At 69.8% G+C, this 25,194-nt stretch carries 24 protein-coding genes; 11 read left to right on the top strand and 13 right to left on the bottom strand.

Annotation, left to right across the window (positions count from 1 at the left end; genetic code table 11):
- Positions 1-172: 172 nt before the first annotated feature.
- Entirely contained in the window at positions 173-1,360 is a 1,188-nt protein-coding gene (gene purT / locus ACP93_RS14990; RefSeq protein WP_048491477.1) for a formate-dependent phosphoribosylglycinamide formyltransferase, read from the top strand.
- A 93-nt stretch (positions 1,361-1,453) separates the two neighbouring features.
- On the opposite strand, the gene ACP93_RS14985 is transcribed toward purT, so the two are convergent.
- From ACP93_RS14985 to ACP93_RS14955, 7 genes are all read right to left on the bottom strand, one after another.
- A complete protein-coding gene (locus tag ACP93_RS14985) occupies positions 1,454-2,089 on the bottom strand; it encodes a hypothetical protein (protein ID WP_048491476.1) in 636 nt (211 codons plus the stop codon).
- The gene (locus tag ACP93_RS14980) at positions 2,086-2,727 is read right to left on the bottom strand and encodes a hypothetical protein (RefSeq protein ID WP_228136060.1); all 642 of its coding nucleotides are present in this window, start codon (positions 2,725-2,727) and stop codon (positions 2,086-2,088) included. The genes ACP93_RS14985 and ACP93_RS14980 overlap by 4 nt, the downstream gene beginning before the upstream one ends.
- Positions 2,728-2,734: 7 nt before the next feature.
- The gene (locus ACP93_RS14975) at positions 2,735-3,490 is read right to left on the bottom strand and encodes a PhnD/SsuA/transferrin family substrate-binding protein (protein ID WP_048491474.1); all 756 of its coding nucleotides are present in this window, start codon (positions 3,488-3,490) and stop codon (positions 2,735-2,737) included.
- Positions 3,487-3,987 carry a PAS domain-containing protein gene (locus tag ACP93_RS14970; protein WP_048491473.1) on the bottom strand — a complete coding sequence of 167 codons (501 nt, stop codon included), beginning with the start codon at positions 3,985-3,987 and terminating at the stop codon, positions 3,487-3,489. The genes ACP93_RS14975 and ACP93_RS14970 overlap by 4 nt, the downstream gene beginning before the upstream one ends.
- A gap of 9 nt (positions 3,988-3,996) precedes the next feature.
- Positions 3,997-4,380, bottom strand: a complete 384-nt coding sequence (locus ACP93_RS14965; protein WP_202405153.1) for a roadblock/LC7 domain-containing protein — start codon at positions 4,378-4,380, stop codon at positions 3,997-3,999.
- A gap of 336 nt (positions 4,381-4,716) precedes the next feature.
- The gene (locus ACP93_RS14960) at positions 4,717-5,949 is read right to left on the bottom strand and encodes an endonuclease/exonuclease/phosphatase family protein (protein WP_048491472.1); all 1,233 of its coding nucleotides are present in this window, start codon (positions 5,947-5,949) and stop codon (positions 4,717-4,719) included.
- Positions 5,950-6,039: 90 nt separating this feature from the next.
- Positions 6,040-6,801: an arginyltransferase gene (locus tag ACP93_RS14955; RefSeq protein WP_048491471.1), complete on the bottom strand. Its 762-nt coding sequence runs from the start codon at positions 6,799-6,801 to the stop codon at positions 6,040-6,042.
- Positions 6,802-7,000: 199 nt separating this feature from the next.
- Here ACP93_RS14955 and ACP93_RS14950 point away from each other — a divergent pair, with 199 nt between their 5' ends.
- A complete protein-coding gene (locus ACP93_RS14950; protein WP_048491470.1) occupies positions 7,001-7,603 on the top strand; it encodes an EF-hand domain-containing protein in 603 nt (200 codons plus the stop codon).
- Between the two features lie 253 nt (positions 7,604-7,856).
- Here the strand turns inward: ACP93_RS14950 and ACP93_RS14945 are convergent, their stop codons facing one another.
- From ACP93_RS14945 to ACP93_RS14935, 3 genes are all read right to left on the bottom strand, one after another.
- Entirely contained in the window at positions 7,857-8,378 is a 522-nt protein-coding gene (locus tag ACP93_RS14945) for a putative signal transducing protein (RefSeq protein WP_048491469.1), read from the bottom strand.
- A gap of 10 nt (positions 8,379-8,388) precedes the next feature.
- Complete coding sequence (gene tesB / locus ACP93_RS14940) at positions 8,389-9,297, bottom strand: acyl-CoA thioesterase II (protein WP_010341175.1); 909 nt, start codon at positions 9,295-9,297, stop codon at positions 8,389-8,391.
- Positions 9,298-9,499: 202 nt separating this feature from the next.
- The gene (locus ACP93_RS14935; protein ID WP_048491468.1) at positions 9,500-10,279 is read right to left on the bottom strand and encodes an enoyl-CoA hydratase/isomerase family protein; all 780 of its coding nucleotides are present in this window, start codon (positions 10,277-10,279) and stop codon (positions 9,500-9,502) included.
- 34 nt (positions 10,280-10,313) lie between these two features.
- On the opposite strand from ACP93_RS14935, the gene ACP93_RS14930 reads away from it, so the two are divergent.
- Positions 10,314-10,760, top strand: coding sequence for a copper chaperone PCu(A)C (locus ACP93_RS14930; protein ID WP_048491467.1), 447 nt, complete (start codon positions 10,314-10,316; stop codon positions 10,758-10,760).
- A gap of 396 nt (positions 10,761-11,156) precedes the next feature.
- Here ACP93_RS14930 and ACP93_RS14925 read toward each other — a convergent pair whose 3' ends face one another.
- Positions 11,157-11,564: an acyl-CoA thioesterase gene (locus ACP93_RS14925; RefSeq protein ID WP_048491466.1), complete on the bottom strand. Its 408-nt coding sequence runs from the start codon at positions 11,562-11,564 to the stop codon at positions 11,157-11,159.
- Complete coding sequence (gene uvrA / locus ACP93_RS14920; protein WP_048491465.1) at positions 11,564-14,569, bottom strand: excinuclease ABC subunit UvrA; 3,006 nt, start codon at positions 14,567-14,569, stop codon at positions 11,564-11,566. The genes ACP93_RS14925 and uvrA overlap by 1 nt, the downstream gene beginning before the upstream one ends.
- A gap of 296 nt (positions 14,570-14,865) precedes the next feature.
- Here uvrA and rplU point away from each other — a divergent pair, with 296 nt between their 5' ends.
- From rplU to cgtA, 3 genes are all read left to right on the top strand, one after another.
- Positions 14,866-15,189, top strand: a complete 324-nt coding sequence (rplU, locus tag ACP93_RS14915) for a 50S ribosomal protein L21 (protein WP_017912419.1) — start codon at positions 14,866-14,868, stop codon at positions 15,187-15,189.
- A 12-nt stretch (positions 15,190-15,201) separates the two neighbouring features.
- Complete coding sequence (gene rpmA / locus ACP93_RS14910) at positions 15,202-15,462, top strand: 50S ribosomal protein L27 (RefSeq protein WP_010341169.1); 261 nt, start codon at positions 15,202-15,204, stop codon at positions 15,460-15,462.
- Positions 15,463-15,686: 224 nt separating this feature from the next.
- Entirely contained in the window at positions 15,687-16,742 is a 1,056-nt protein-coding gene (gene cgtA / locus ACP93_RS14905) for an Obg family GTPase CgtA (RefSeq protein WP_048491464.1), read from the top strand.
- A gap of 121 nt (positions 16,743-16,863) precedes the next feature.
- Here cgtA and rpsT read toward each other — a convergent pair whose 3' ends face one another.
- Complete coding sequence (gene rpsT / locus ACP93_RS14900; RefSeq protein WP_010341167.1) at positions 16,864-17,136, bottom strand: 30S ribosomal protein S20; 273 nt, start codon at positions 17,134-17,136, stop codon at positions 16,864-16,866.
- A gap of 116 nt (positions 17,137-17,252) precedes the next feature.
- On the opposite strand from rpsT, the gene murJ reads away from it, so the two are divergent.
- The 5 genes from murJ (at position 17,253) to ispH (ending at position 24,857) form a co-directional block, all read left to right on the top strand.
- Entirely contained in the window at positions 17,253-18,845 is a 1,593-nt protein-coding gene (murJ, locus tag ACP93_RS14895; RefSeq protein ID WP_106407116.1) for a murein biosynthesis integral membrane protein MurJ, read from the top strand.
- Positions 18,846-19,401: 556 nt separating this feature from the next.
- Positions 19,402-20,400, top strand: coding sequence for a bifunctional riboflavin kinase/FAD synthetase (locus ACP93_RS14890; RefSeq protein WP_048491462.1), 999 nt, complete (start codon positions 19,402-19,404; stop codon positions 20,398-20,400).
- A gap of 6 nt (positions 20,401-20,406) precedes the next feature.
- The gene (ileS, locus tag ACP93_RS14885) at positions 20,407-23,238 is read left to right on the top strand and encodes an isoleucine--tRNA ligase (RefSeq protein WP_048491461.1); all 2,832 of its coding nucleotides are present in this window, start codon (positions 20,407-20,409) and stop codon (positions 23,236-23,238) included.
- Positions 23,239-23,346: 108 nt separating this feature from the next.
- On the top strand, positions 23,347-23,850 hold the full coding sequence (gene lspA, locus ACP93_RS14880; protein WP_048491460.1) for a signal peptidase II: 504 nt from the start codon (positions 23,347-23,349) through the stop codon (positions 23,848-23,850).
- Between the two features lie 56 nt (positions 23,851-23,906).
- Positions 23,907-24,857, top strand: coding sequence for a 4-hydroxy-3-methylbut-2-enyl diphosphate reductase (ispH, locus tag ACP93_RS14875; RefSeq protein WP_048491459.1), 951 nt, complete (start codon positions 23,907-23,909; stop codon positions 24,855-24,857).
- Positions 24,858-25,194: the final 337 nt, after the last annotated feature.

The raw sequence follows: 25,194 nt of genomic DNA, 5'->3' as shown, positions 1-25,194 counted from the left end.
AGGGCGTGCCGTGGCGGTGTTCGGCGCTGTGTGCGTGCATGGCGACATCCCCGGTGACGCTGCGGAAGATAGCACCCCGCTGCACGCCGGCGCTGGCGCAGCCGTTCCGACGCCGGCGTGGGGCGCCGGCCCGGTAGAATACGCTTCCCCTCTTCGCGCAGGCGCCGCCGTCATGGTCACTCTGGGAACCCCGTTGTCCGCTTCCGCCACCCGCGTGCTGCTGCTCGGCTCCGGCGAACTGGGCAAGGAAGTGGCGATCGAACTGCAGCGTTTCGGCGTGGAGGTGATCGCGGTGGATCGTTACGCCGATGCGCCGGCGATGCAGGTCGCGCACCGCAGCCACGTGGTCGACATGCTCGATGCGATGGCGCTGCGCGAGGTGATCGCGCGCGAGCAGCCGCATCTGATCGTGCCGGAGATCGAGGCGATCCACACCGAGACCCTGGTGGCGCTGGAGCGCGACCACGGCCAGCGGGTGATCCCCACCGCGCGCGCGGCACGGTTGACCATGGACCGCGAAGGCATCCGCCGCCTGGCCGCCGAGACGCTCGGCCTGCCGACCTCGCCGTACCGCTTCGTGGACACGCCCGAGCAGTACCGCGAGGCGATCGCCGCGGTGGGCCTGCCGTGCGTGGTCAAGCCGGTGATGTCGTCCTCCGGCAAGGGCCAGAGCACCCTGCGCAGCGCCGACGACATCGACGCGGCCTGGGAATACGCGCAGACCGGCGGCCGCGCCGGCGCCGGCCGCTGCATCGTCGAAGGCTTCATCGACTTCGACTACGAGATCACCCTGCTGACCGTGCGCCACGCTGGCGGCACCGCGTTCTGCGATCCGATCGGGCACTGGCAGAAGGACGGCGACTACCGCGAGAGCTGGCAGCCGCAGCCGATGTCGGCGCTGGCCCTGCAGCGCGCGCAGGACATCGCCCGCGCGGTCACCGACGATCTCGGCGGCTGGGGGCTGTTCGGCGTGGAATTGTTCGTCAAGGGCGACGAGGTCTGGTTCAGCGAAGTATCGCCGCGGCCGCACGACACCGGCCTGGTCACCCTGGTGTCGCAGGAACTGAGCGAGTTCGCCCTGCATGCGCGCGCGATCCTCGGCCTGCCGATTCCGGCGATCCGCCAGAGCGGCCCGTCGGCCTCGTGTGCGCTGCTGGCGCACGGCGAAGGCGTGCCGCGCTTCGGCAACGTCGGCGCCGCCCTGCAGGCGCCGGACACGGCCCTGCGCCTGTTCGGCAAGCCCAGCGTGCACGGCCACCGCCGCGTCGGCGTGACCCTGGCCCGCGGCGCGAGCATCGACGAAGCACGCCAGACCGCCCGCGACGCCGCCGCCGCCCTCACCATCGATCTAGACGCATAAGACTACGAGCGCACGGAAAGCGGGGCCAAAGGGGACCCGCTTTCCCATTCCCCACTCCCGATTCCCCACTCCCGAATCCCCAATCCCGGCCCCTCAGGCCGGCGGCGCAAACCGTGCCGCCGCCAGGCGGATGCTCCAGACCAGTTCCACCATCGCCAGGTTGTTGAGCAGCGCCTCGCCGCCCAGCACCAGCCAGTAGCCGGCGCCGTCGACCCAGAACGGCACGAACGACCAGTCCGGCAGCAGCAACTGCGGCTCGCTGTAGAACGCTACGTAGCGGTGCGCGCCGTGCCAGCCGCGCGCGCTCTGGCGCTGGGCGAAGCCGGAGAAGTCGGCCGCGGCCACGCTCAGCGTCTCGGCCTGTTCCTGGTCCAGGCCGGCATGGCCCAGGCAGAAGCCGCTGTCGGAGGCCAGCACCGCGCGGCGTTCGGCCGACAGCGGGGCGATCACGTGCTGGGCGAAATCGTCCAGGCGGATTTCCGGGCCAGGCACCGCACGCCGCAGCAACTGCACCCATTGCTGTTCGCGCGCGTCCTGCAGCAGCCGCTGCGCGTCGCCGCCAACGCGCTGGCGCCATTCCTGCAGCGACAGCGCGCCGTGCGCGCCGAGCAGCAGTTGCAGCGCGCGCTGCATGCGGTCTGGGGTGGCGCTGGCGAAGCCGTGCAGCACGCCGTGGGGGGTGGGCATCAGCCAGGTCGGTTCGGAGTTGCTCGGTTCGGAGGCGGTCATCGCGGCGCACTCGCGCTGGAAAAGGACAGGGCGTCGACGCTGCGGCCGCCCAGCGGCTCGCGCTGCTGCAGCCAGCGCGCGGTGCTGTCCCAGCGGTCGCCCAGGGCCAGCGCATGGCGGCGCAGTTCGCGCGTGGCCAGCATGAAGGCGAGCTTGTCCTGGCAACTGATGCAGTAGTCCAGGAACTCGCGTTCGCAGCGCGCCGCGGCGATCGGTGCGCCGTCGCACAGCGCGTCCACCACCTCGCGCACCATCCGTCGCGAATGGTCCGGGCTGGCCCGGCGCACCCGCGCCGGCACGTCGGCGGACGGCCGCGCCAGCACGCTCCAGCGCGTGGCCAGGGCGTTGATCGGCAGCAGCGCGTGGTCCTGGCTGTGGCGCTGGAAGGCCTCGGCCACGTGCGGCGCCAGATGCGCCGCGGCCATCTGCAGCGCCAACTGGCGCAAGGCGACGTCGTGTCGCGGCAAGGCCACGAACAGGTCGGCGAGCACGCCCTGGGTCGGTTCGTTGTCGTGCAGTTGCAACGCGGCGTGCAGCCGCGCCAGGTGCGCGGCGGCGTCGCGCGGGTCGCGCAGCAGGGCGCGGGCGTGGGTGCGCATCACCAGGCGTGCGGGATCGCGAGCGGGAAGAGTGGGCATGGGCGCCTCAGTCCAGCAAGGTGTCGATCAGGTCGATCATGAATTCGGCGTCCTCCGCGGACATCGCCTCGAAGCCGCGCTCCAGGCCCAGCGCGTCGAGCACCGCCTGGTCGTTGCGATGCGCGGCATCGCCGAGCGTGAGCAATGCGTCACGCAGCACCGGCAGTTGCGGGCCCAGGCGAGGATGCGCCAGCAGTACGTGGCCGATGTCGCACAGCGCGCTTTCCACCAGCGGACGCAGCCGCGCGCGGGTCATCCGCGACAGGCCGTGATAGGCGGTGGCCAGGAACAGGCCGGCATCGGCCTCGCCTTCCAGCAGCAGCCGCGCCACCGCGGCATAGCTGCTGGCCGGGCGCCAGGCGATGCGCTCCGGCTCCAGGTCGGCCGGTTCCAGCAGGCGCAGGCCGAGCAGGCGCACGTCGTGGTTGGCGGTCAGCGCGATGCGGCAGCCGTAGGGCAGGTCTTCCACGCAGCGCGCGGGCGCTTCGGTCGCGGTCGCGATCACCACCTCGTCGGCGTGTCCGCGCGGCCGCACCAGCGGCAGGTAGCCGCGCTCGCGGATCAACGCGCTGGCGTCGAACGGGCTGGCGTACACCAGGTCGACGACGCTGCTGTCCAGCAATTGCCGCTGTTCGGCGGCATCGGCCGGCATCAGCAGGCGCAGGCCGATGCCGGCGCGGCGCTGCAGCACCGTGCTGAGCAGATACCAGCCACCGAAATATTCGGGCGCGAAGTCCGGCGCGACGAGGAAGGTGCAGCTCATGCCGGCGCCTGCGCGCGTTCGTCCTGCAGCCATTGCGCGTATAGCGGCTGCAGCGCGTCGATGCGCCGCCGCGAGGGCTTGCGCCGCACGGAGGTGAAGCCGACCACGCGGCCGTCGCGCACGTTCGGCAAGGCGGTGGCGTAGACCCAGTAGCAGGCGCCGTCGCGGCGCAGGTTCTTGACGTAGCCGTGCCACTTTTCGCCGGCCAGCACGGTGTCCCACAACTCACGGAACGCGCGCCGCGGCATCTCCGGGTGGCGCAGGATGCAGTGCGGCGCGCCGATCAGCAGCGCGCGCGGCCAGCCGCTGAGTTCGACGAAGGCGTCGTTGGCGTGAGTGATGACGCCGTCCAGATCGGTGCGCGAGACGATCAGGCGCCCGTCCGGGTAGGCCACCTCGCGTTCGCTCCAGTACACCGTGCGGCGGCTGCCGTCGTGATAGCGCAGTTCGGCGCTGCGGTGCGGCTCGTGCGGCGGATCCATCGGCGGCAGCGGCATGGCGGCCCCCTACAGGATCTGCTGCAGCGCCTGCGCGGCGCGCTTGATGTCCAGGAACACCAGGCCGAGCCTGGCACTGGGCTTGGCCAGCACGGTGAGCACCGCCTCGCGGCCGGCCGCACTCATGATCACGTAGCCCGATTCGCCCTGGATCAGCACCCGCTCCAGCGCGCCGCGCGCCAGTTCGCGCGCGCTGCGCTCGCCCAGCGCGAGCAGCGCCGCGGACATCGCGCCGACGCGGTCCTCGTCCATGCCCTGCGGCATCGCCGAGGCGATCATCAGCCCGTCCAGGGAGATCAGCGCCGAGGCCTCGATATCGGCGGTGGCGCCGTTGAGTCCCTCCAGCGCCTGTTGCAACTGTTGCGTTCGCATGCTCGCCTTCCGCTTGCGCATCCCGACCGGGTGCGGGAGGCATTGGACCGCGTCGGTGCGCTGTTGCCCTTGATCTGGATCAAGGCCGATGGCGGTGCTCGGCGCGGCAGTCGGGCGAACGCCGCGGGCTGGCCGTGGAAAGGCGTCGGTGCCGAAGGTTGTGAGTCACGCGTGTCGGGGCTGAAGCCCCTCCCGCAATGGCGCCGGCCGGTACGACGACGGTCGCGTGCCGCGCGGCAGGCGGTCCGCGCGCAAAGCGGGCCATGCTCTGCCAGAAACAACGCGGCGGCCCATGGAGCCGCCGGTGGTGTGCTGTACGGCCGCGTCGCGACCTGGGTTGTGTTCTGTCGCCTGTGCTTACTGTCCGGCGGCGACGTCGACCCAGACCAGATGGTGGTCGCTGCCGTCGGCGATGGCCGCGGCGGGATCGCTGGACGCCGGCCAGAACACGCCGCTGTCCAGATAGCGGAAGGTGCGCGACGGCAGCACGTAGTCCAGGCGCATGGTGCCGGCCTTGGGGCCGAAATCGCCGGTGACCTGCTGCGGCGGGCCGCTGTGCGCAATGCCGGTGGTTGCGTAGGCACGCGTGGTCTCTTCGCCGCCGGCGCTGTGCGGGGTGGGGTACTGCAGCACGCGCGGGTGCGTCACCAAGGCGCGGATCGCGTCGTGGCGGCCGTCGCCGTCGATCACGTCGTTGTTGAGGTCGCCGAGCATCACGAAATGCGCATCGGCGGCCAATCCGCCGCAGCGGCCGGCGTCGGCGCACAGCCAGCGCGCCTTGCCGCTGCCGGCATCGTCCAGGTACTCACGCCACAGCCGCAGCTCGTCGTGGTTGCGTGCCGCGTTGCGCTTCTCCGCGCCGTCGAATACCGGCGGGGTCGGATGCGACACCAGCGCATGCAGCACGCCCAGCGGGGTGCGCACCGGCACGTCCCAGTGCGACTTCGACGACAGCCGCAGCTGCGCCCACACCGCGTCGCTGTGGAAGAAGTGGCCAGTGGCGGGATCGACCGGGCGCAGCGCGTCGGGCATCGCGCTCCACTTCAGCAGGCGGAAGCTGCGCACCGCCGCGGCGTCGATCGGGTACCTGGACAGCAGCAACATGCCGTACTGGCCGGGATGCAGGCCGTAGCCCCAGGCGTCGTTGCCGCGCGCACGCCCTTCGCCGCCGACGTGGCCGTCGTTGTCCAGGTCCAGGCCGCTGGGAACGCCGGTGTTGACCGGTGCCAGGTAGCGGTACGGATAACGCAGCGCCGCGCCGCCGTGCGGTTGCGGCACCGCCAGGTAGCGCTGCTCGAACAGGTCGGCGGCGCGGTGCGCATCGTCGTAGTCGAACTCGTTGAGCAGCACGATGTCTGGGCGCACCTGCTGCAGCACCGCGGCGATCTTGCGCGCCTGCGCGCTGTCGCCTTGCAGTGCGGCGATCAGCCCTCCGGGTTCGTCGGCATTGAGCGAGGTGTTGTAAGTGGCCAGCCGCAGTGTCGTGGCGGCTGGCGCGGCGGCGTCGGTCATCGGGCGGGTGGCAGGAGCGGTGCGCGCGCAGGCGCCGCACAGCAGGATCAGGGCGAGCAGGAGGAGGCGTGATGTCATGCGCCAAGTTTCGCATGCGCTGCATGTCCGCACGATGGCGCGACGACGGGCGGCGGCACGGCTCGGCAACGCGATGCCAGTCGCCGTCGGCTAGCCGCCGAGCTGGCGCAGGTAGTCGTCGAAGTCGCGCCAGTGGCGGCCATCGTAGGCCTGCAGCGGCCGGAAGCGGCGCTTGTAGTCCATTTTCTGGTGACCGCGGATCCAGTAACCCAAATACAGGTGGCGCTGGCCCTCGCGTCGCGCCCAGGCGATCTGCTGCAGGATCGCCAGCGTGCCCAGGCCGCGTGCGCCGGCGTCCGGGTCGTAGAAGGTGTAGACCGCCGACAGCGCCTGCGCGGCGATATCGGTGACCGCTACCGCCAGCAGCGGTCCACGCCGTCCGTCCGGCATGCGTTGCCGCAGCTCCAGGAAGCGCCCATGCGACCAGCAGCCGATCAGGAACTGGTCGAACTCGTGCGCGCCGTGATCGTCCATGCCGCCGCCGGGATGGCGATGACGCAGATAGCGCTGATACAGCGCCAGTTGTTCCTCGCTGCGCTCGGCGGCGACGATGCGCACCTCGACATCGGCATTGCGCGCCAGGCAGCGGCGCTGGCTGCGATCGGGCACGAAGTCCTCGATCGGGATGCGCACCGCAACGCAAGCGCGGCAGTGGTCGCAGTGCGGGCGATAGACCAGATCGCCGGAGCGGCGGAAGCCCCAGCTCAACGCCAGCGGATACAGCGCGCCCAGACGCGGATCGTGTGGGTCCAGCACCAGATCGCGTGCCTGCCGCTCCGGCCAGTAGCCGCACGCGTGCTGGCCGGTCTGGAACAGCCGCAGGTCGTCGCTGGCGTCGGAATGGATGGCCATGTGTCGAGCATAGCGCTTCGCCATCGCAGAGGCCGCGACTGTCCCGTCCATGAATGCGCCCGGTGACGGGTCAACCGCGGCGACGACGGGGCGTTGTCTGCAGGGAAGGCGCCACGGTGCCGGTCCGCTGCACGGACCGCTCGCGACGCCGGACGCCTGCCGTCCCGGCAGGTGCCTCATCATCCTCAGGGAGTGACCCATGAAGTCTCGCAACCCGCTGCTCGCCCTGGCCGTGCTGGCCGTCCTGTCCGGTGCCGCCTACGCCTTTCCACCGCCGCCGGCCGATCCCGCCGCGCCCGCCGATGCCGGCGGCGTCGCCGCGCTCGACAAGAACGGCGATGGCGTCATCGACCGTAGCGAGGCCGCTGCCGATCCGCGTCTGGCCGAACATTTCGACGCGATGGACAAGAATCACGACGGCAAGCTCAGCCGCGACGAGTGGCCGCGGCACGGCCGCCACGGCGGCCCGGGTGGACACGGCGTGCCCGGCGCGATGATGGCCAAGCTGGACACCAACAAGGATGGCCGCATCAGCCGCGCCGAAGCGCAGGCCGATCCGAAGCTCGCCGCGCGCTTCGACAAGATGGACGTGAACAAGGACGGCTACATCGACCGTGCCGACTTCGAGCTGCGCGCCAAGCAGCATCGCGATGCCTGGTTCACCGCCGCCGACACCAACAAGGACGGCATGCTCAGCCGCGCCGAGTTCGATGCGGCGCAGGCCAAGCGTTGGGCGCATCGCCCGGGCGGGCAACGCGGCGGCGACGCACCGGCGCCGATGCCGACCCCGGACAGCAACTGAGCCATCCGCCGCGGCGGTGGCCGCGGCGTCACTGCACCAAGGCGCCGATCGACCGCGCCCCTGCGCCCGCGCAGGGGCGCTTTTGTTTTGGGAACCGTTTTGCTGCCGCGCGCCGGGCAGTACAGCGGCAGGTGCAGCGCGGTAGGTGCATGGCCGTGCGGCGCGCCGCGCCGTCAGGCAAGGGCGATCCTCGGCAGAACGTCATCGCCACAGGCGGTGTCCGCCGCATGCGCGGACGAGCGGTCGGCGTGACTCAGTTGTCGCGCGGTGCCGGCTGCACCCGCACCCGCACTTCGTCGTCGCCGGCTTCTGCCGGTGGCGCGGTGGTCGGCCTGGTCGCTGGCGCTGCAGCCGGCGTGGGGGCCTGCTTCTGCTGGCCGAGATAGCGCAGCGCGATGACCATCGCCACCGCACCGATCGCCAGCAACAGGGCGATGCGGATGCGCCAGGCCCAGCGCTGGCCGCTGTCCGCTTCCACCTGCGAGCGGAACTCGTTCAGATAGGGGGCACGGCCCTGTTCCGGATCGCGGCGGGTGCTGTCGAGCAGGCCAGCGTCGCGCAGCAGTTCGCGCGCGCGCGGCTGGTCGTCGGCATGCACCACCCACACCGTGGGCTGGGCCTGCGCCGCCACCGGGTCGAGATAGCTGAACTGGCCGCTGCGGCGGGTCCTGTAGGAGCGGCCGTTGCTCAGCCGCACGTCGATGCCGGCATCGCGCAGCAGCGCGGCGACGCCCTCGGCGGTTTCCACACGTTGGCTGCTGAAGATCTGACGCATATTCGTGTCCTCAGCGTTTGGCCGGCACCTGCGCCGCGGCGTCGGCGTCGGGAACCACGCGGATCAGGCCTTCCTGCGCGGTGCTGGCCACCAGGGTGCCGTCGCGGGTGAAGAACTGCCCGCGTGCCAGACCGCGCGCGCCCTGCGCGCTGGGACTGTCCAGCGAATACAGCAGCCAGTCGTCGGCGCGGAACGGGCGGTGGAACCACAGCGCGTGGTCGAGCGAGGCCATCTGCACGTTCGGCGTGTAGTAGCTGATGCCGTGCGGAAAGGTGGCGGTGCCGAGCAGGTGGAAGTCGGAGGCGTAGGCGAGCAGCGCCTGGTGCAGCTCCGGCGCATCGCCGACCGGCTCGCTCAGGCGCAGCCACATCTGCTGGAACGGCGGACGCTTGGGCGGGTTCAGTTCGTCGCGCGGATACACGTGGCGGAATTCGAACGGGCCGCCGCGCGAGAGCCAGCGCTGCACCTTGGTCGGCAGCGTCGCCAGCACTTCCGGACGCGCTGCCGGGGTCGGTTCGATGTCTTCCGGCTGCGGCACTTCCGGCATCTTCAACTGGTGGGTGGCGCCGTCCTCCTGTTCCTGGAACGAGGCCGCGCAGAAGAAGATCACCTTGCCGTGCTGGATCGCGGTGACCCGGCGCACCGAGAAGCTGCCGCCGTCGCGGGTGCGGTCCACGTCGTAGACGATGGGGTGCTCGATGTCGCCGGCGCGCAAGAAGTAGGCGTGCAGCGAATGCACGCGGCGCGCGTTCTCCACCGTGGCCTGCGCCGCCGACAGCGCCTGGCCCAGCACCTGGCCGCCGAACACGTACTTGGTGCCGATGTCGCGGCTCTGGCCGCGGAACAGGTTGTCCTCCAGCCGCTCCAGCGACAGCAGCTCGATCAGTTCGGAGACGACGGGGGCGGGCTTGGCGGACAAGAGGCGGGGCCTGGCGACGGACGTGCGCCGATTATAGCGGGCCGTCCGCGCCCGCCCGCGAGGTCCAAGCCTAAGGGCTGTGGCTGCGCGTGCCGGTGGCCGCGTCAACGCTCGGGCGTGGACGGGCGTCCACTTCCCCGCGCTTCCTTGCCACAGGTATGCGCGACCGCGGCGCCGCATGCTCGGGGATGGAGGACGCGTCCTAGCCCTTGCCCAGCCGCGCCGCCAGCGCGCGCAGCGCGGCCTGGGTATCCGGTGCCTGCCAGTCGTCGATCAGCCGCTCCAGCCCGATGTGCTCGTCGGCCAGGGCCATGCCCAGGTCGGCGCGGGCGATGGCACGGGTCTGCAGCATCGGCTGCCGCGGCCGCTTCAGCAATTCCAGCAGCCAGGCCAGCGCACGTGCCACCACCAGGTCGGCGTCGACCAGTTCGTCGACCAGGCCGATCTCCAGCGCGCGCTCGGCGCTGACCAGGTCGCCGCCGACCAGCAGGCGCTCGGCGCGGTGCGCGCCGACCACCCGCCGCAGCAGGCGCTGGATGCCCTCCGGGGCGACCAGGCCGACCTGGGTCTCGTTCAGGCCGATCTGCAGCGGATGCGCCGCATCGGGGCTGCGCGCCATTACCCGGTAGTCGCAGCACAGCGCCAGCACGCAGCCGCCGGCCGGGGCGTGGCCGGTCAGCGCCGCGACCACCGGGATCGGGCTGGTGGCCAAGGCGCGCGCCGCGCCGAAGAACTGCTGCCAGCTGCCGAGCAGCTTGGCGCGGTCGTCGCCATGGCTGAGCAGGTGCGGCACGTCCATGCCGGCGGAGAACAGGCGTTCGTTGCCCGACAGCACGATGCCGTGCGCGCCGTCGGCCGCGGCCTGTTCGATCGCCTGGATCAGCTGCTGGCACAGCGCGGTGTCCAGCGCATTGACCGGCGGCCGCGCCAGGCGCAGTTCGCGGATGGGGCCGTGGTTGATCACGTCGATGAGCGTCGTCATGCTGCGGTCTGCTTTCGAAGAAGGAAACTCGGCGATGATAACCAAACCATTCGCTGGCGTATTGTTCGTGCTGTGCGCGGCCGCCACCTCGGCGTCGGCCGCGGAACCGGCGTGCCTCACCCTGGAGCAGGGCTGGGCGCGGCTGCCGCCGAATCCGGCGATGCCGATGACGGCCGGCTACGGCGTGCTCCACAACGGCTGCGGCAAGCCGGTGACGGTCGTCGGCGCCAGCAGTGCCAGCTTCGGCGATGTGTCGCTGCACGAGACCACGGTCGTGGCTGGCGTCAGCCGGATGCGCGCGGTCGAGCGCGTACCGCTGGCTGCAGGCGCGCGCGTCGAACTCAAGCCCGGCGGCATGCACCTGATGCTGATGCAGGGCAAGGGCGCGCTGACCGAAGGCCAGGCCGTGCCGCTGCAATTGCAACTGGAAGGCGGCGGCAAGGCCGATGCGACGCTGACGGTGCGCAAGCAGGCGATGTAAGGAAGAGTTCCTTCGTACCTCGTAGGAGCGGCTTCAGCCGCGACAGGCATTCACTGCAGGCGCGTCGCGGCTGAAGCCGCTCCTACAGGCGCTTGCGGCGAGCCCGCCGGGTGCACTGTGGGAGGGACTTCAGTCCCGACGCATTGCGCCATCGGAAAGCGCACACCGTCTCGCGCGTCGCGCGCTGCACGACAGTTGACTCCTACAAGGGCTGCGGCGCTGCAAAAAGCGGGCTATGGGAGGTGCCTGTAACGCGGACGTGCAGCGCGCGCAGGTGCTTGACTAGGTGCGCGCCGCGGGGCGGTCGCGCACTGCGCCGGCGAATTCAAGCGCGAACGCCGCCGGTATCGCGATGGTTTGCCTTGCGCCGGGCCATGCCCGGCGCAAGCGCAGGCGTCAGCTCGACGCCTTGCGCACGGCCTCCGGCAGCGGCGCGCTCTTGCCGGTCTGGGTGTCCATCCACACCACCACCACGTTGCCGTCGGAGTACAGCCGGCTCTCGTCCTGCTGGTCGACGATGCGGTGGCCGATGGTCACGCTGCTGGTGCCCAGGCGCTCGACGAACAGTTCGACCAGGATGTCGTTGGGCCACACGATCGGCGCGCGGTAGTTGACGTTGGTCGCCGCCACCACCGGGGCGATGCGGTCGCTCATGGACACGCCCTCCACGCCCAGCATCCAGCGCACGCGCGCCTCTTCCAGGTAGGAGATGTACTTGGCGTTGTTGACGTGGCCCATGCTGTCCATGTCGCGCCAGCGCACGCTGATCGGGATGCGCGCCAGGATCTTGTGTTCGCTGCTCATCAAACGTCCTTCTTCTTCTTCTTGGTGCCGGTACTGGTGGTGCTCTTGCTGGCCTTGCCGCCGCTCTTGGCCGCCACGGCCTGCTTCTTCGCCGGCTTTTCCGGCTTGACCTTGCGCGGCGGGCGCGCATCGGGCTTGTTGGCCATCGCCGCCGGCTGCTCCGGGCGCGCGCTGGTGGAGGGCAGCATCCGCGCCAGGAACTGGCCGGTGTACGACTGCGGGCAGGCCGCCACGTCTTCCGGCGTGCCGGTGACCAGGATGATGCCGCCGCGGTGGCCGCCTTCCGGGCCCAGGTCGACGATCCAGTCAGCAGTCTTGATCACGTCCAGGTTGTGTTCGATCACCACCACGGTGTTGCCTTCGTCGCGCAGCTTGTGCAGCACGCCCAGCAGCGCCTCGATGTCGTGGAAGTGCAGGCCGGTGGTCGGCTCGTCGAGGATGTACAGCGTGCGCCCGGTATCGCGCCGCGACAGTTCCTTGGACAGCTTCACGCGCTGCGCTTCGCCGCCGGACAGGGTGGTCGCGCTCTGCCCGAGCTTGATGTAGCTCAGGCCCACGTCGACCAGGGTCTCCAGCTTGCGCGCGATCGACGGCACCGGCTCGAACAGCTTCAGCGCATCCTCGACGGTCATCTCCAGCACGTCGTTGATGTTGAAGCCCTTGTACAGGATCTCCAGCGTCTCGCGGTTGTAGCGCTTGCCGTGGCAGACGTCGCAGGGCACGTACACGTCCGGCAGGAAGTGCATCTCCACCTTGATCAGGCCATCGCCCTGGCAGGGCTCGCAGCGGCCGCCGCGCACGTTGAAGCTGAAGCGGCCCGGCGAGTAGCCGCGCGAGCGCGCTTCCGGCACCTGTGCGAACAGTTCGCGCAGCGGCGTGAACAAGCCGGTGTAGGTGGCCGGGTTGGAGCGCGGGGTGCGCCCGATCGGCGACTGGTCGATGTCCACGACCTTGTCGAACAGGTCCAGGTGCTCGATCTCGCGGTACGGCGCCACGCTGTGCGAGGCGCCGTTGATCTCGTTCGCCGCCAGGGTGAACAGCGTGTCGTTGATCAGGGTCGACTTGCCCGAGCCGGACACGCCGGTGATGCAGGTCAGCAGGCCGGCCGGGATGTCCAGGTCGACGTTCTTGAGGTTGTTGCCGGTGGCCCCGCGCAGGTGCAGGGTCATCTTCGGGTTGGCCTTGTGGCGCTTGGCCGGGATCTCGATGCGGCGTTTGCCCGACAGGTATTGCCCGGTCAGCGAGCGCGGTGCCTTGAGCAGGTCCTGCACGCTGCCGTGGCCGACCACCTCGCCGCCGTGCACGCCGGCGCCCGGGCCGATGTCCAGCACGTAGTCGGCCAGGCGGATCGCATCCTCGTCGTGCTCGACCACGATCACCGTGTTGCCGAGGTCGCGCAGGCGGGTGAGGGTGCCGAGCAGGCGCTCGTTGTCGCGCTGGTGCAGGCCGATCGAGGGCTCGTCGAGCACGTACATCACGCCGACCAGGCCGGCGCCGATCTGGCTGGCCAGGCGGATGCGCTGCGCCTCGCCGCCGGACAGGGTGTCGGCCTTGCGCTCGAGGGTCAGGTAATCCAGGCCGACGTCGACCAGGAAGCCCAGCCGCTCGGCGATCTCCTTGACGATCTTGCTGGCGATCTCGCCGCGCCAGCCGGGCAGGTCGAGCTGACGGAAGAAGCTCAGCGCGTCGTCGATCGGCAGCACCACCAGGTCCGGCAGCGGACGGTCGGCGACGAACACGTTGCGCGCGGCCTTGTTCAGGCGCGCGCCCTTGCAGTCCGGGCACGGCCGTTCGCTGATGTACTTGGCCAGTTCCTCGCGCACCGCCGGCGATTCGGTCTCGCGGTAGCGGCGTTCCAGGTTGGGGATGATGCCTTCGAAGCGATGCTTGCGCTGGGTGCGGCCGCCGGCGTCGGTGAAATAGGTGAAGGTGATGGTCTCGTCGCCGCTGCCGTACAGCACGGCCTGGCGCACGCTCGCCGGCAGCGACTGCCACGGCGCGTCGACGTCGAACTTGTAGTGCTTGGCCAGCGAGGCGATCAACTGGAAGTAGTACGCGTTGCGCCGGTCCCAGCCGCGCACCGCGCCGGCCGACAGCGACAGCTCCGGATGCACCACGACCCGATCGGGATCGAAGAATTCGGCCACGCCCAGGCCGTCGCAGCTCGGGCAGGCGCCCATCGGCGCATTGAACGAGAACAGGCGCGGTTCCAGCTCCGGCAGCGAGTAGTCGCAGACCGGGCAGCTGTACTTGGAGGAGAACAGGTGCGGCGCGGCGGCGGTGTCGTCCAGCGACTGCACCGACACCATGCCGTCGGCCAGCTTCAGTGCGGTCTCGAAGCTCTCGGCCAGGCGCTGCTTGATGTCCTCGCGCGGGCGGAAGCGGTCGATCACCGCCTCGATGGTGTGCTTCTGGCGCAGCGCCAGCGCCGGCACCGCGTCGATCTCGTACAGCTCGCCGTCCACGCGCACGCGCACGAAACCCTGCGCGCGCAGTTGTTCGAACACCTGGGCATGCTCGCCCTTGCGCTCGCGGATCACCGGCGCCAGCAGCATGTAGCGCTGCTCCGGGTCCAGGGTCAGCACGTGGTCGACCATCTGGCTGACCGTCTGCGCCTCCAGCGGGTAGCCGTGGTCGGGGCAGCGCGGCTGGCCGACGCGTGCGTACAGCAGGCGCAGGTAGTCGTAGATCTCGGTGATGGTGCCGACGGTGGAGCGCGGGTTGTGCGAAGTCGACTTCTGCTCGATCGCGATCGCCGGCGACAGGCCTTCGATGTGATCGATGTCGGGCTTCTCCATCACGCTGAGGAACTGCCGCGCGTACGCCGACAGCGACTCCACGTAGCGGCGCTGGCCTTCGGCGTAGATGGTGTCGAACGCCAGCGAGGACTTGCCGGACCCGGACAGGCCGGTGATCACGATCAGCTTGTCGCGCGGCAGGTCGAGGTCGAGGTTCTTGAGGTTGTGCGTCCGCGCGCCGCGGATGCGGATGTAATCCATCGCCATGAAGAGATTCCGGAGTGTGCCGGCCGCGGCGGTGCCGCTGGCCAGTGTGGGGGCGGAAAGGGGACGGCAATCGATCAGCGTACCCAGCTTGTCAGGTGGGGGCAATTGCCGCAGATCCCAGCGCCGCCGGGCGCCAGCGGCTGGCTGGTTCAGGCAGCCGTGCCGGCCCGCGGGGCTTGACAGTCCGGGCCTGGGTGGGCTTGACCCTGCCGCGCGCGGCGGCTTACAATTCCGCTCCTGTCTGCCCGAAACGGCACGGCGGGAACGACCACAATAACTACAGAGGAAGTCTGGTCATGTACGCAGTACTGGTCACCGGCGGTAAGCAATACCGCGTCGCGCAGGGCGAAACGCTCCGCGTGGAAAAGCTCGAAGTCGAAGCCGGCAACGAGATCACGTTCGACAACATCCTGATGCTGGGCGACAGCGACGGCATCAAGATCGGCGACGCGCTGAAGGGCGCCGCCGTCACCGCCAAGGTCGTGGCCCATGGCCGCGCCGACAAGGTGCGCATCATCAAGTTCCGCCGCCGCAAGCACCACATGAAGCGTCAGGGTCATCGGCAGCACTACACCGAAATCGAGATCACCGGGATCGCTGGTTCCGGCGACAATAAGTAAGGAGCAGCAGTCATGGCACACAAAAAAGGCGTAGGTTCCTCGCGCAACGGCCGCGACTCCAACCCGAAGTACCTGGGCGTGAAGATGTTCGGCGGCCAGGCCATCGAAGCCGGCAACATCATCGTGCGTCAGCGCGGCACCCAGTTCCACCCGGGCGCCGGCGTCGGCCTGGGCCGCGACCACACCCTGTTCGCGCTGGTCGACGGCAAGGTCGAGTTCTCGGTGAAGGGCGCCAAGAAGCGCCGCACCGTGAGCGTGGTCACCGAGGCGTAAGTCGCCGGTGTCCAGGGCCTGCGCCATGGCGCAGGCTTGCTGACGAAAGCCCCGCTTCGGCGGGGTTTTTCGTTGGTGGCGGGGATGGCGGGATTGGGGATTGGGGATTCGCCAAAGCGGATTCCATCGCGTCCTGCGATTCCTGCCTCCGTTCTTTTGCCGGGGCCGCTAAACTGCGGCGTCCGGTGGTTTTTCCCAATCCCGAATCGCGAATCCCGAATCCCATGAAGTTGGTAGACGAAGCGGAAATCCAGGTCACGGCCGGCAATGGCGGCAATGGCTGCATCGGCTTTCGCCGCGAGAAGTTCATCCCGCTGGGTGGGCCTGACGGCGGCGATGGCGGCAATGGCGGCAGCGTGTGGCTGGTCGCCGACGAGAACCTCAACACCCTGGTCGACTTCCGCCACCAGCGTGCGTTCCGTGCGCAGCGCGGCGAGAACGGCATGGGCCGGCAGATGTACGGCAAGGCCGGCGAGGATCTGACCATCACCGTGCCGGTCGGCACCGTGGTGATCAACGTCGAGACCGACGAGGTCATCGGCGACCTCGTCGCGCACGGCGACCGCCTGCTGGTCGCGCAGGGCGGCAAGGGCGGCCTGGGCAACATGCACTTCAAGAGTTCGGTGACCCGCGCGCCGCGCAAGGCGACGCCGGGCGAGGAGGGCGAGGAGCGCACGCTCAAGCTGGAGCTGAAGCTGCTGGCCGACGTGGGCCTGCTGGGCTTTCCCAATGCCGGCAAGAGCACTTTCATCCGCGCCGTGTCCGCGGCCACGCCGAAGGTCGCCGACTATCCGTTCACCACGCTGTACCCGAACCTGGGCGTGGTCAGCGTCGAGGCCTACCGCAGCTTCGTGATCGCCGACATTCCCGGGCTGATCGAGGGCGCCGCCGATGGCGCTGGCCTCGGTGCGCAGTTCCTGCGCCACCTGCAGCGCACCCGCTTGCTGCTGCACCTGGTGGATCTGGCGCCGATGGAGGGTGGCGTGGATGGGGTGTCGCCGACCGAGCAGGTGCGCGCGATCGAACGCGAGCTGCAGAAGCACGACCCGGAGCTGCTGGCCAAGCCGCGCTGGCTGGTGCTGAACAAGGCCGACCTGATGTTCGAGGACGAGGCGCGTGCGCTGGCCGAACAGGTCGTCGCCGAGCTGGGCTGGACCCAGCCCTGGTACCTGGTGTCGGCGCTGGGTCGCGAAGGCACCTGGCCGATCATGAAGGACGTGATGGCGTTCTTCGACCGCCAGCGCGAGGAGGCGCTGGAGGCCGCCGCCAATGGCGCCTGAGCGCTGCGCCGTACCGCGGCGCGCATGGCGGGATGATGCGCACACGAAAAACCCGGCCGAGGCCGGGCTTTTTCGTGGTGCTGCCGGAAGCGCGGGCGCTCCCGGCGTCGACGGCAGCCGATCAGGCGGCGGTCTTGATCGCCTTGATGCGGGCGCTCAGGCGGCTCTTGTGACGGGCAGCCTTGTTCTTGTGGATCAGGCCACGCGAGCTGAAACGGTCGAGGATCGGCTGGGCGATGGCGAAAGCGGCTTCGGCGCCGGCTGCGTCGTTGGCGTCCAGGGCCTTGATGACCTTCTTGACGGCGGTGCGCAGCATCGAACGCTGAGCCGTGTTGCGCGCGTTGCGCACGACGGTCTGCTTGGCGCGCTTCTTGGCGGACTTGATATTGGCCACGGTGGTGGTTTCCTGGAAAGCTGTGTGGTGGATAAAAACAAGCGGGAGAGTATGAAGCGTCCGAATATTCGCGTCAAGTCAATTGTCAAGAGGGCCGCCGCATGAGTGCGCCGCGCATGCTCCGCGGGCTGCTCTCCTTCAGCAGCATGACCATGGTCTCGCGCGTGCTGGGTCTGGTGCGCGACCAGGCCATCACCATTTCCTTCGGCGCCAACGCCACCACCGACGCGTTCTGGGTGGCGTTCCGCATTCCCAACTTCCTGCGCCGGCTGTTCGCGGAGGGCTCGTTCGCCACGGCCTTCGTGCCGGTGTTCACCGAAGTGAAGGAGACCCGCCCGCACGCCGACCTGCGCGCGCTGATGTCGCGGGTGTCCGGCACCCTGGGCGGGGTGCTGCTGCTGGTCACCGCACTGGGGCTGATCTTCACCCCGCAGGTGGCGCTGCTGTTCAATCCCGGCGCCAGCGACGATCCGGCCAAGTTCGGGCTGATCGTCGACCTGCTGCGGCTGACCTTTCCGTTCCTGCTGTTCGTGTCGCTGACCGCGTTGGCTGGCGGTGCGCTCAACAGTTTCCACCGTTTCGGCCTGCCGGCGTTGACCCCGGTGATCCTCAACCTGTGCATGATCGCCGGCGCGCTGTGGCTGGCGCCGCGGCTGCAGGTGCCGATCCTGGCGATGGGCTGGGCGGTGCTGGTGGCCGGCGTGCTGCAGCTGCTGTTCCAGCTGCCGGCCTTGCGCGGCATCGACCTGCTGACCCTGCCGCGCTGGGGCTGGCAGCACCCGGACGTACGCCGGGTGCTGACCCTGATGGTGCCGACCCTGTTCGGCTCCTCGATCGCGCAGATCAACCTGCTGCTGGATACGGTGATCGCCTCGTTCCTGTACGCCGGCTCGCAGAGCTGGCTGTCGCAGGCCGACCGCTTCCTGGAGCTGCCGCTGGGCGTGTTCGGCGTGGCCCTGGGCACGGTGATCCTGCCGGCGCTGTCGCGGCACCACGTCAAGACCGACCGCGCCGGGTTCTCCAGTGCGCTGGACTGGGGCTTGCGTACCACCTTGCTGATCGCGGTGCCGGCGATGCTGGGGCTGATGCTGCTGAGCCAGCCGCTGGTGGCGACCCTGTTCCAGTACGGCAAGTTCACCGCCTTCGACACGCGCATGGCGGCGATGTCGGTGTTCGGGCTGAGCTTCGGCCTGCCGGCGTTCGCCCTGCTCAAGGTGCTGCTGCCGGCGTTCTACTCGCGCCAGGACACGCGCACGCCGGTGCGCGCCGGCGTCGCCGCGCTGGTCGCCAACATGGTGCTGAACCTGTTGTTCCTGGCGATCCTGTACCAGTTGTGGGTGCCGGCGGAACTGCGCGCCCAGGGCGTGCGCGCGGCGCTGGAGGCGGTGCCGGGCCTGCACCTGGCGCTGGGTTTGGCCAGCGCGGTCGCCAGCTACCTCAACCTGTCGCTGCTGTGGCGCTGGCTGCGCCGCGACCAGGTCTATCAGCCCAAGCCGGGCTGGGGCGGCTATCTGCTGCGGCTGGGCGTGGCCTGCGCGGCGATGGCCGCGGTGCTGGCGCTGGGCCTGCACTGGCTGCCGGCGTTCACCACCATGGACAAGTGGCACCGCATCGGCAGCCTGCTGTTGCTGGTGGGCGGCGGCGGCGCGGTGTACCTGGTTGCCTTGCTGGCGCTGGGCTTCCGGCCGCGGGATCTGCGCGAGAGTTGAGAAGGGCCGGGACCCGGGACCCGGGATGTTCCGCGAGTGCGCGGCGGTTGCGATTGCACTGTGGGAGGGACTTCAGTCCCGACGGGCTTTCCCGGGAAGGCCCGTCGGGGCTGAAGCCCCTCCCACAAAAAACGACCACTCTGTTTTTTGCCGGATCGTTTGCCAGCGGTTTGGCTCCGGACGCCAATGCTGCAGTCCCGAATCCCGAATCCCGAATCCCGAATCCCGGGATGTTCCGCGAGTGCACGGCGGTTGCGACTGCACTGTGGGAGGGACTTCAGTCCCGACGGGCTTTCCCGGGAAAGCCCGTCGGGGCTGAAGCCCCTCCCGCAAAAAACGACCACTCTGTTTTTTGCCGGATCGCTTGGCAGCGATTTGGCTTCGGACGCCGATGCTGCCGTCCCGGGTCCCGGGTCCCGGGTCCCGGGTCCCGGGTCCCGAGGGCGGGAGCGGGCCGGGGGCCGAACCCGAGTCCCGGGCTGTGGCCCCACCCGCTATACTCGACGGTTACGCATCACCGACCGGCGCCTCCTGCGTCGGCGCTTCGGACCGAGGAATGAGCAGGCTGTTTAGAGACGTCGAGGGCGGGACCCTGTTCCCGCAGGGAAGCGTGGTCTGCATCGGCGCCTTCGATGGCCTGCACCTGGGCCACCGCGCGCTGGTGCGGCAGGCGATCGCGCGCGCGCGCGCCGCAGACGTGCCGGCGGTGGCGCTGAGCTTCGAGCCGCTGCCGCGCGAGTTCTTCGCCCCGGTCGCGCCGCCGCCGCGGCTGACCCTGGCCCGCGCCAAGGTGCAAGGCCTGCATCGGCTCGGCATCGACAGCGTCGGCCTGCTGCGCTTCGACCGGCGCATGGCCTCGATGAGCGCGGAGGACTTCGTGCAGCGCGTGCTGGTCGAGCGCCTGCGTGCGCGCGAGGTCTGGATCGGCCCGGCGTTCCGCTTCGGCCACAAGCGTGGCGGCGACATCGCGCTGCTGCGCGCGCTGGGCGGCCAGTACGGCTTCGCCGCCGACGAGATCGCGCCGGTGCACCTGCGCGAGGAACGCATCTCCAGCACCCGCATCCGCGAGCTGCTGGTGGCCGGCGAGTTCGCCCATGCGGCGGAACTGCTCGGCCGCCCCTATGCGAGCGGCGGCCGCGTGGTGCGCGGCAAGCAGCTCGGGCGCACGCTCGGCTATCCCACCGCCAACCTGCGCTTCGCCCGCACCCCGGCGCTGTCCGGCATCTATGCCACCTGGGTGCACGGGGTGGCGGCGCAGCCGTGGCCGTCGGTGTCCAGCTTCGGCACCCGCCCGACCGTGCAGGGCGTGGAGCCGCTGCTGGAAGCGCACCTGTTCGATTTCCAGGGCGACCTGTACGGTCGCCACATCGAGGTGGAGTTCGTCGCCAAGCTGCGCGACGAGGAAACCTTTGCCGATCTGCCGGCGCTGACCGCGCAGATGCACCGCGACGCCGCGCTGGCGCGGCAACTGCTCGCCGCGCCGGCCGCCACGGGTCTGCCGCCCGTGTCCGCCGCCCTGCGCGCGGACCTCCCCCTGAAGACCACCGACCGGTAACTGCCCGTGACCCAGGACTACAAAGCCACCCTCCATCTGCCGGCGACCGAGTTCCCGATGCGCGGCGACCTGCCCAAGCGCGAGCCGGACATCCTGGCGCGCTGGGAGAACGAGGGCCTGTATACGAAGCTGCGCGACAACGCCCAGGGCCGGCCGCTGTTCGTGCTGCACGACGGCCCGCCGTATGCCAACGGCGCGATCCACCTCGGGCATGCGGTCAACAAGATCCTCAAGGACATCATCGTCAAGTCCAAGTACCTGTCCGGCTACGATGCGCCGTACATCCCGGGCTGGGACTGCCACGGCCTGCCGATCGAGATCGCGATCGAGAAGAAGTTCGGCAAGGTCGGGGTCAAGCTGGACGCGGAGCAGTTCCGGCAGAAGTGCCGCGAGTACGCCAACGAACAGATCGACATCCAGCGCCGCGACTTCAAGCGCCTGGGCGTGATCGGCGACTGGGACAACCCGTACCGCACGCTGGACTTCCATTTCGAGGCCAACGAGATCCGCGCGCTGGCCAGGATCGTCGAGAATGGCCACCTGACCCGCGGCGTGAAGCCGGTGCACTGGTGCTTCGACTGCGGCTCGGCGCTGGCCGAGGCCGAGATCGAGTACGCCGACAAGCAGTCGCCGACGGTGGACGTGGCCTATCCGGCGCGCGACGGCGCGGCGCTGGCCGCTGCGTTCGGCGCGACCCTGCCGGAGGGCGCCGACGTGGCGGTGCCGATCTGGACCACCACGCCGTGGACGTTGCCGGCCTCGCTGGCGGTGTCGCTGGGGCCAGAACTGGTCTATGCGCTGGTCGAAGGCCCGGCCCGCGACGGCCGCCGCCGCTGGCTGGTGCTGGCCGATGCGCTGGCCGAGCGCGCGCTGCAGCGCTACGGCGTCGATGAGGTGGTGGTGCACGGCCGCGTCGCCGGCGCGGCGCTGGAACACCAGGTGCTGGCGCATCCGTTCTATGCCGAGCGCGACGTGCCGGTGATCCTCGGCGACCACGTCTCCGACACCGACGGCACCGGCGCGGTGCACACCGCGCCCGGCCACGGCCAGGAGGACTACGCGGCGGTCAAGCCATACGGGCTGCTGGAGCGCTACGGCGCCGCGCAGATCAACCCGGTGGATGCGCGCGGCGTGTACCTGCCGTCGACCCCCGCGGTCGACGGCACCGAACTGGCCGGCCTGCACATCTGGAAGGCCAACGACGTCATCGCCGACCTGCTGGCCGCGCGCGGGCTGCTGCTGGCGCGCGCCAGCATGGTCCACAGCTACCCGCATTGCTGGCGGCACAAGACCCCGATCGCGTTCCGCGCCACGCCGCAGTGGTTCATCTCGATGGAGCAGGCCAACCTGCGCGCCGACGCGCTCAAGGCGATCGAGGGCGTGCACTGGTACCCGGCCTGGGGCCAGGCGCGCATCGCCGGCATGGTCGCCGGGCGCCCGGACTGGACGATCTCGCGCCAGCGCACCTGGGGCGTGCCGATCGCGCTGTTCGTGCATCGCGAGACCGGCGAGCCGCATCCGCGCAGCACCGAGCTGATGCGCCAGGTCGCCGACCGGGTCGAGGAGGGCGGGGTGGACGTGTGGTACACGCTCGACGCTGCCGACCTGCTCGGCGAGGAGGCCGCCGACTACGACAAGATCACCGACATCCTCGATGTCTGGTTCGATTCCGGCGTCACCCACGAGGCGGTCCTGACCGAGCGCGGCCTGCCCAAGCCGGCCGACCTGTACCTGGAAGGCTCCGACCAGCACCGCGGCTGGTTCCAGTCCTCGCTGCTGACCGGCGTGGCGCTGGACCATGCGGCGCCCTACCGGCAGTGCCTGACCCACGGCTTCACCGTGGACGAGCACGGCCGCAAGATGTCCAAGTCGCTGGGCAACGGCATCGAGCCGCAGGACATCATGAAGACGCTGGGCGCGGACATCCTGCGCCTGTGGATCGCCTCGGCCGACTACAGCAACGAGATGTCGCTGTCGCAGGAGATCCTCAAGCGCAATGCCGACGCCTACCGGCGCCTGCGCAACACCGCGCGCTTCCTGCTCGGCAACCTGCACGGCTTCAACCCGGCCGTGCACCTGCGGCCGCTGCCGGAGCTGGTGGCGCTGGACCGCTGGATCGTGCACCGCGCCTACGAGGTGCAGGAGCAGATCAAGGCCGCCTACGCGCGCTACGACTTCGCCGCCATCGTGCAGGCGCTGCTGAACTTCTGCAGCGTGGACCTGGGTTCGCTGTACCTGGACGTGACCAAGGACCGGCTGTACACGATGGCCGAGGACTCGCTCGGCCGGCGTTCGGCGCAGACCGCGATGTTCCATGTGGCCGAGGCCTTCGTGCGCTGGATCGCGCCGATCCTGAGCTTCACCGCCGACGAACTGTGGGGCTACCTGCCGGGCGCGCACCTGGGCAACGTGCTGTTCGCGACCTGGTATGAAGGCCTGGCGCCGCTGCCGGAGGACGCGGCGCTGAGCGCGGCCGACTTCGAGCAGCTGCTGGCGCTGCGCGAGCAGGTGGCCAAGGTGCTGGAGCCGATGCGCGGCAACGGCGTGATCGGCGCGGCGCTGGAGGCGGAGATCACCGTCGCCGCCGACGCCGCCACCGCGGCGAAGCTGCAGCCGCTGCAGGAGGAACTGCGCTTCCTGTTCATCAGCGGCGACGTGGTGGTGCGAGAGGCCACGACCGACGAGATCTTCGTCAGCGCCCAGGCCACCGAGAAGCCGAAGTGCGTGCGTTGCTGGCACTACCGCGCCGATGTCGGCGCCGACCCGGCGCACCCGGAGCTGTGCGGCCGCTGCGTCAGCAACATCGAAGGACCGGGCGAGGAGCGCCGCTGGTTCTGAGTTTCGTCCCCGGCAGCGCGGCCTGCGCGTCGCCGGGGCCAGCGGCGGCGCCGTGACTGCGGCGCCGGCCGTCCTTCTTTCTTCCTTCGCCCAAGGCGGATTTCCCGCATGACCGCACGACCCAACCCCTCCGCCCTGATCTGGCTGCTGCTGTCGGCCGTGGTGATCGGCCTGGACCAGTGGAGCAAGGCCTGGGTGCTGTCCAGCCTGCCCGAGTTCACCGCGGTGCCGGTGATTCCCGGTTTCTGGAACTGGTACCGGACCTACAACACCGGTGCGGCGTTCAGTTTCCTGAGCCAGGCGGGCGGCTGGCAGCTCTGGTTCTTCACCGCGTTGGCGGTGGGCATCAGCGGTCTGCTGGCCTGGTGGCTGGCGCGTACTCCGCGCGGCGAGTGGCGTAGCGCGCTGCCGTACGCGCTGGTAATCGGCGGGGCGATCGGCAACGTGATCGACCGGCTGATGCACGGCCACGTGGTCGATTTCATCCAGTGGTACGTGGGCGAGCACTACTGGCCCTCGTTCAACATCGCCGACTCGGCGATCGTCGCCGGCGCCATCGGCATCGCCCTGTTCGGCGTGTTCGACGGCAAGGCGAAGCGAAAAGCGGGATAATCGGTGCCACTCTCCCTGTCGAAGCGCTTGGCCCCCCGCGGCCGGCGGATCTAGTTATGGATGTCCTGCTCGCCAACCCCCGCGGCTTCTGCGCCGGCGTCGATCGCGCGATCGAGATCGTCAAGCGCGCCATCGAAACCCTGGGCGCGCCGATCTACGTGCGCCACGAGGTGGTGCACAACCGCTTCGTGGTCGACGACCTCAAGCAGCGCGGCGCGATCTTCGTCGAGGAACTGGACGAGGTGCCCGACGGCAATACGGTGATCTTCAGCGCCCACGGCGTGGCCCAGGCGGTGCGCCAGGAAGCCGAGCGGCGTGGCTTGAAGGTGTTCGACGCGACCTGCCCGCTTGTGACCAAGGTGCATTTCGAGGTGGCCCGGCACTGCCGCGCCGGCCGCGACGTGGTGCTGATCGGCCACGCCGGCCATCCCGAGGTGGAAGGCACGATGGGGCAGTGGGACCGCGAGTGCGGCACCGGCCGCATCTACCTGGTCGAGGACATCGAGCAGGTCGCCACGCTGGACGTGAAGCAGCCGGAGAACCTGGCCTACACCACCCAGACCACGCTGTCGGTGGACGACACCCGCGGCATCATCGAGGCGCTGCGCGCGCGCTACCCGGCGATGCAAGGGCCGAAGAACGACGATATCTGCTACGCCACCCAGAACCGTCAGGACGCGGTGCGCGACCTGGCCAAGGAGTGCGACCTGGTGCTGGTGGTCGGCTCGCCGAACAGCTCCAATTCCAACCGGCTCAGCGAGCTGGCGCGGCGCGACGGCGTGGAGTCCTACCTGATCGACGGCGCCGACGAGATCGACCCGGCCTGGATCGCCGGCAAGCGCCGCGTCGGCCTGACCGCCGGCGCCTCGGCGCCGCAGGTGCTGGTGGACGGGGTGATCGCGCGGCTGCGCGAACTCGGCGCCGATGGCGTGTCCGAACTGGCCGGCGAACCGGAATCGATGGTGTTCGCGCTGCCCAAGGAACTGCGGCTGCGCCTGGTCGACTAACAGGCGCGTCTGACAGGCGTGTCTGATCAGGTATTCCTGCAATGGAGTTGCTGGAGCTTTCGTCGCAATCGTAGGAACTGCTCGCGCCTTCCCGGCAAGCCTGTCGAGGCTGACGGGCACCGCAACGATTCGCTTTCGCCACGATCAAGCCGGATGCAGATCGTCCTGTAGGAGCGGCTTCAGCCGCGACGGGCGTTCTCGGTAACGCCCGTCGCGGCTGAAGCCGCTCCTTGTATCTGGACGTGACGCCCCTAAACAGGTGTCATGTCTTCCGACTGATCATCGGAGGAGGTGCGGGAAGTCCAGTCGCTCCTAAAGCTTCGAGCTTGCATCGTAG

Origin of the sequence: Xanthomonas sp. NCPPB 1128 (genome assembly GCF_001043115.1) — a bacterium.
Lineage (GTDB): Bacteria > Pseudomonadota > Gammaproteobacteria > Xanthomonadales > Xanthomonadaceae > Xanthomonas_A.
Note: the sequence above shows the minus strand (reverse complement) of the source record. Positions and strands in the feature narration are given on the sequence as shown.

Bases quoted from the DNA above. Each gene is read 5' to 3' on its own strand.
- murJ (WP_106407116.1), top strand. From the start codon at position 17,253: ATGCTCCGCGGGCTGCTCTCCTTCAGCAGCATGACCATGGTCTCGCGC.
- ACP93_RS14925 (WP_048491466.1), bottom strand. From the start codon at position 11,564: ATGAGCAGCGAACACAAGATCCTGGCGCGCATCCCGATCAGCGTGCGC.
- ACP93_RS14960 (WP_048491472.1), bottom strand. From the start codon at position 5,949: ATGACATCACGCCTCCTCCTGCTCGCCCTGATCCTGCTGTGCGGCGCC.
- cgtA (WP_048491464.1), top strand. From the start codon at position 15,687: ATGAAGTTGGTAGACGAAGCGGAAATCCAGGTCACGGCCGGCAATGGC.
- ACP93_RS14985 (WP_048491476.1), bottom strand. From the start codon at position 2,089: ATGACCGCCTCCGAACCGAGCAACTCCGAACCGACCTGGCTGATGCCC.
- purT (WP_048491477.1), top strand. From the start codon at position 173: ATGGTCACTCTGGGAACCCCGTTGTCCGCTTCCGCCACCCGCGTGCTG.
- ACP93_RS14980 (WP_228136060.1), bottom strand. From the start codon at position 2,727: ATGCCCACTCTTCCCGCTCGCGATCCCGCACGCCTGGTGATGCGCACC.
- lspA (WP_048491460.1), top strand. From the start codon at position 23,347: ATGACCGCACGACCCAACCCCTCCGCCCTGATCTGGCTGCTGCTGTCG.
- ACP93_RS14975 (WP_048491474.1), bottom strand. From the start codon at position 3,490: ATGAGCTGCACCTTCCTCGTCGCGCCGGACTTCGCGCCCGAATATTTC.
- uvrA (WP_048491465.1), bottom strand. From the start codon at position 14,569: ATGGCGATGGATTACATCCGCATCCGCGGCGCGCGGACGCACAACCTC.
- ACP93_RS14930 (WP_048491467.1), top strand. From the start codon at position 10,314: ATGATAACCAAACCATTCGCTGGCGTATTGTTCGTGCTGTGCGCGGCC.
- rpmA (WP_010341169.1), top strand. From the start codon at position 15,202: ATGGCACACAAAAAAGGCGTAGGTTCCTCGCGCAACGGCCGCGACTCC.
- ACP93_RS14955 (WP_048491471.1), bottom strand. From the start codon at position 6,801: ATGGCCATCCATTCCGACGCCAGCGACGACCTGCGGCTGTTCCAGACC.
- ACP93_RS14935 (WP_048491468.1), bottom strand. From the start codon at position 10,279: ATGACGACGCTCATCGACGTGATCAACCACGGCCCCATCCGCGAACTG.
- ACP93_RS14945 (WP_048491469.1), bottom strand. From the start codon at position 8,378: ATGCGTCAGATCTTCAGCAGCCAACGTGTGGAAACCGCCGAGGGCGTC.
- ACP93_RS14890 (WP_048491462.1), top strand. From the start codon at position 19,402: ATGAGCAGGCTGTTTAGAGACGTCGAGGGCGGGACCCTGTTCCCGCAG.
- rplU (WP_017912419.1), top strand. From the start codon at position 14,866: ATGTACGCAGTACTGGTCACCGGCGGTAAGCAATACCGCGTCGCGCAG.
- ACP93_RS14950 (WP_048491470.1), top strand. From the start codon at position 7,001: ATGAAGTCTCGCAACCCGCTGCTCGCCCTGGCCGTGCTGGCCGTCCTG.
- ispH (WP_048491459.1), top strand. From the start codon at position 23,907: ATGGATGTCCTGCTCGCCAACCCCCGCGGCTTCTGCGCCGGCGTCGAT.
- ACP93_RS14970 (WP_048491473.1), bottom strand. From the start codon at position 3,987: ATGCCGCTGCCGCCGATGGATCCGCCGCACGAGCCGCACCGCAGCGCC.
- ACP93_RS14965 (WP_202405153.1), bottom strand. From the start codon at position 4,380: ATGCGCAAGCGGAAGGCGAGCATGCGAACGCAACAGTTGCAACAGGCG.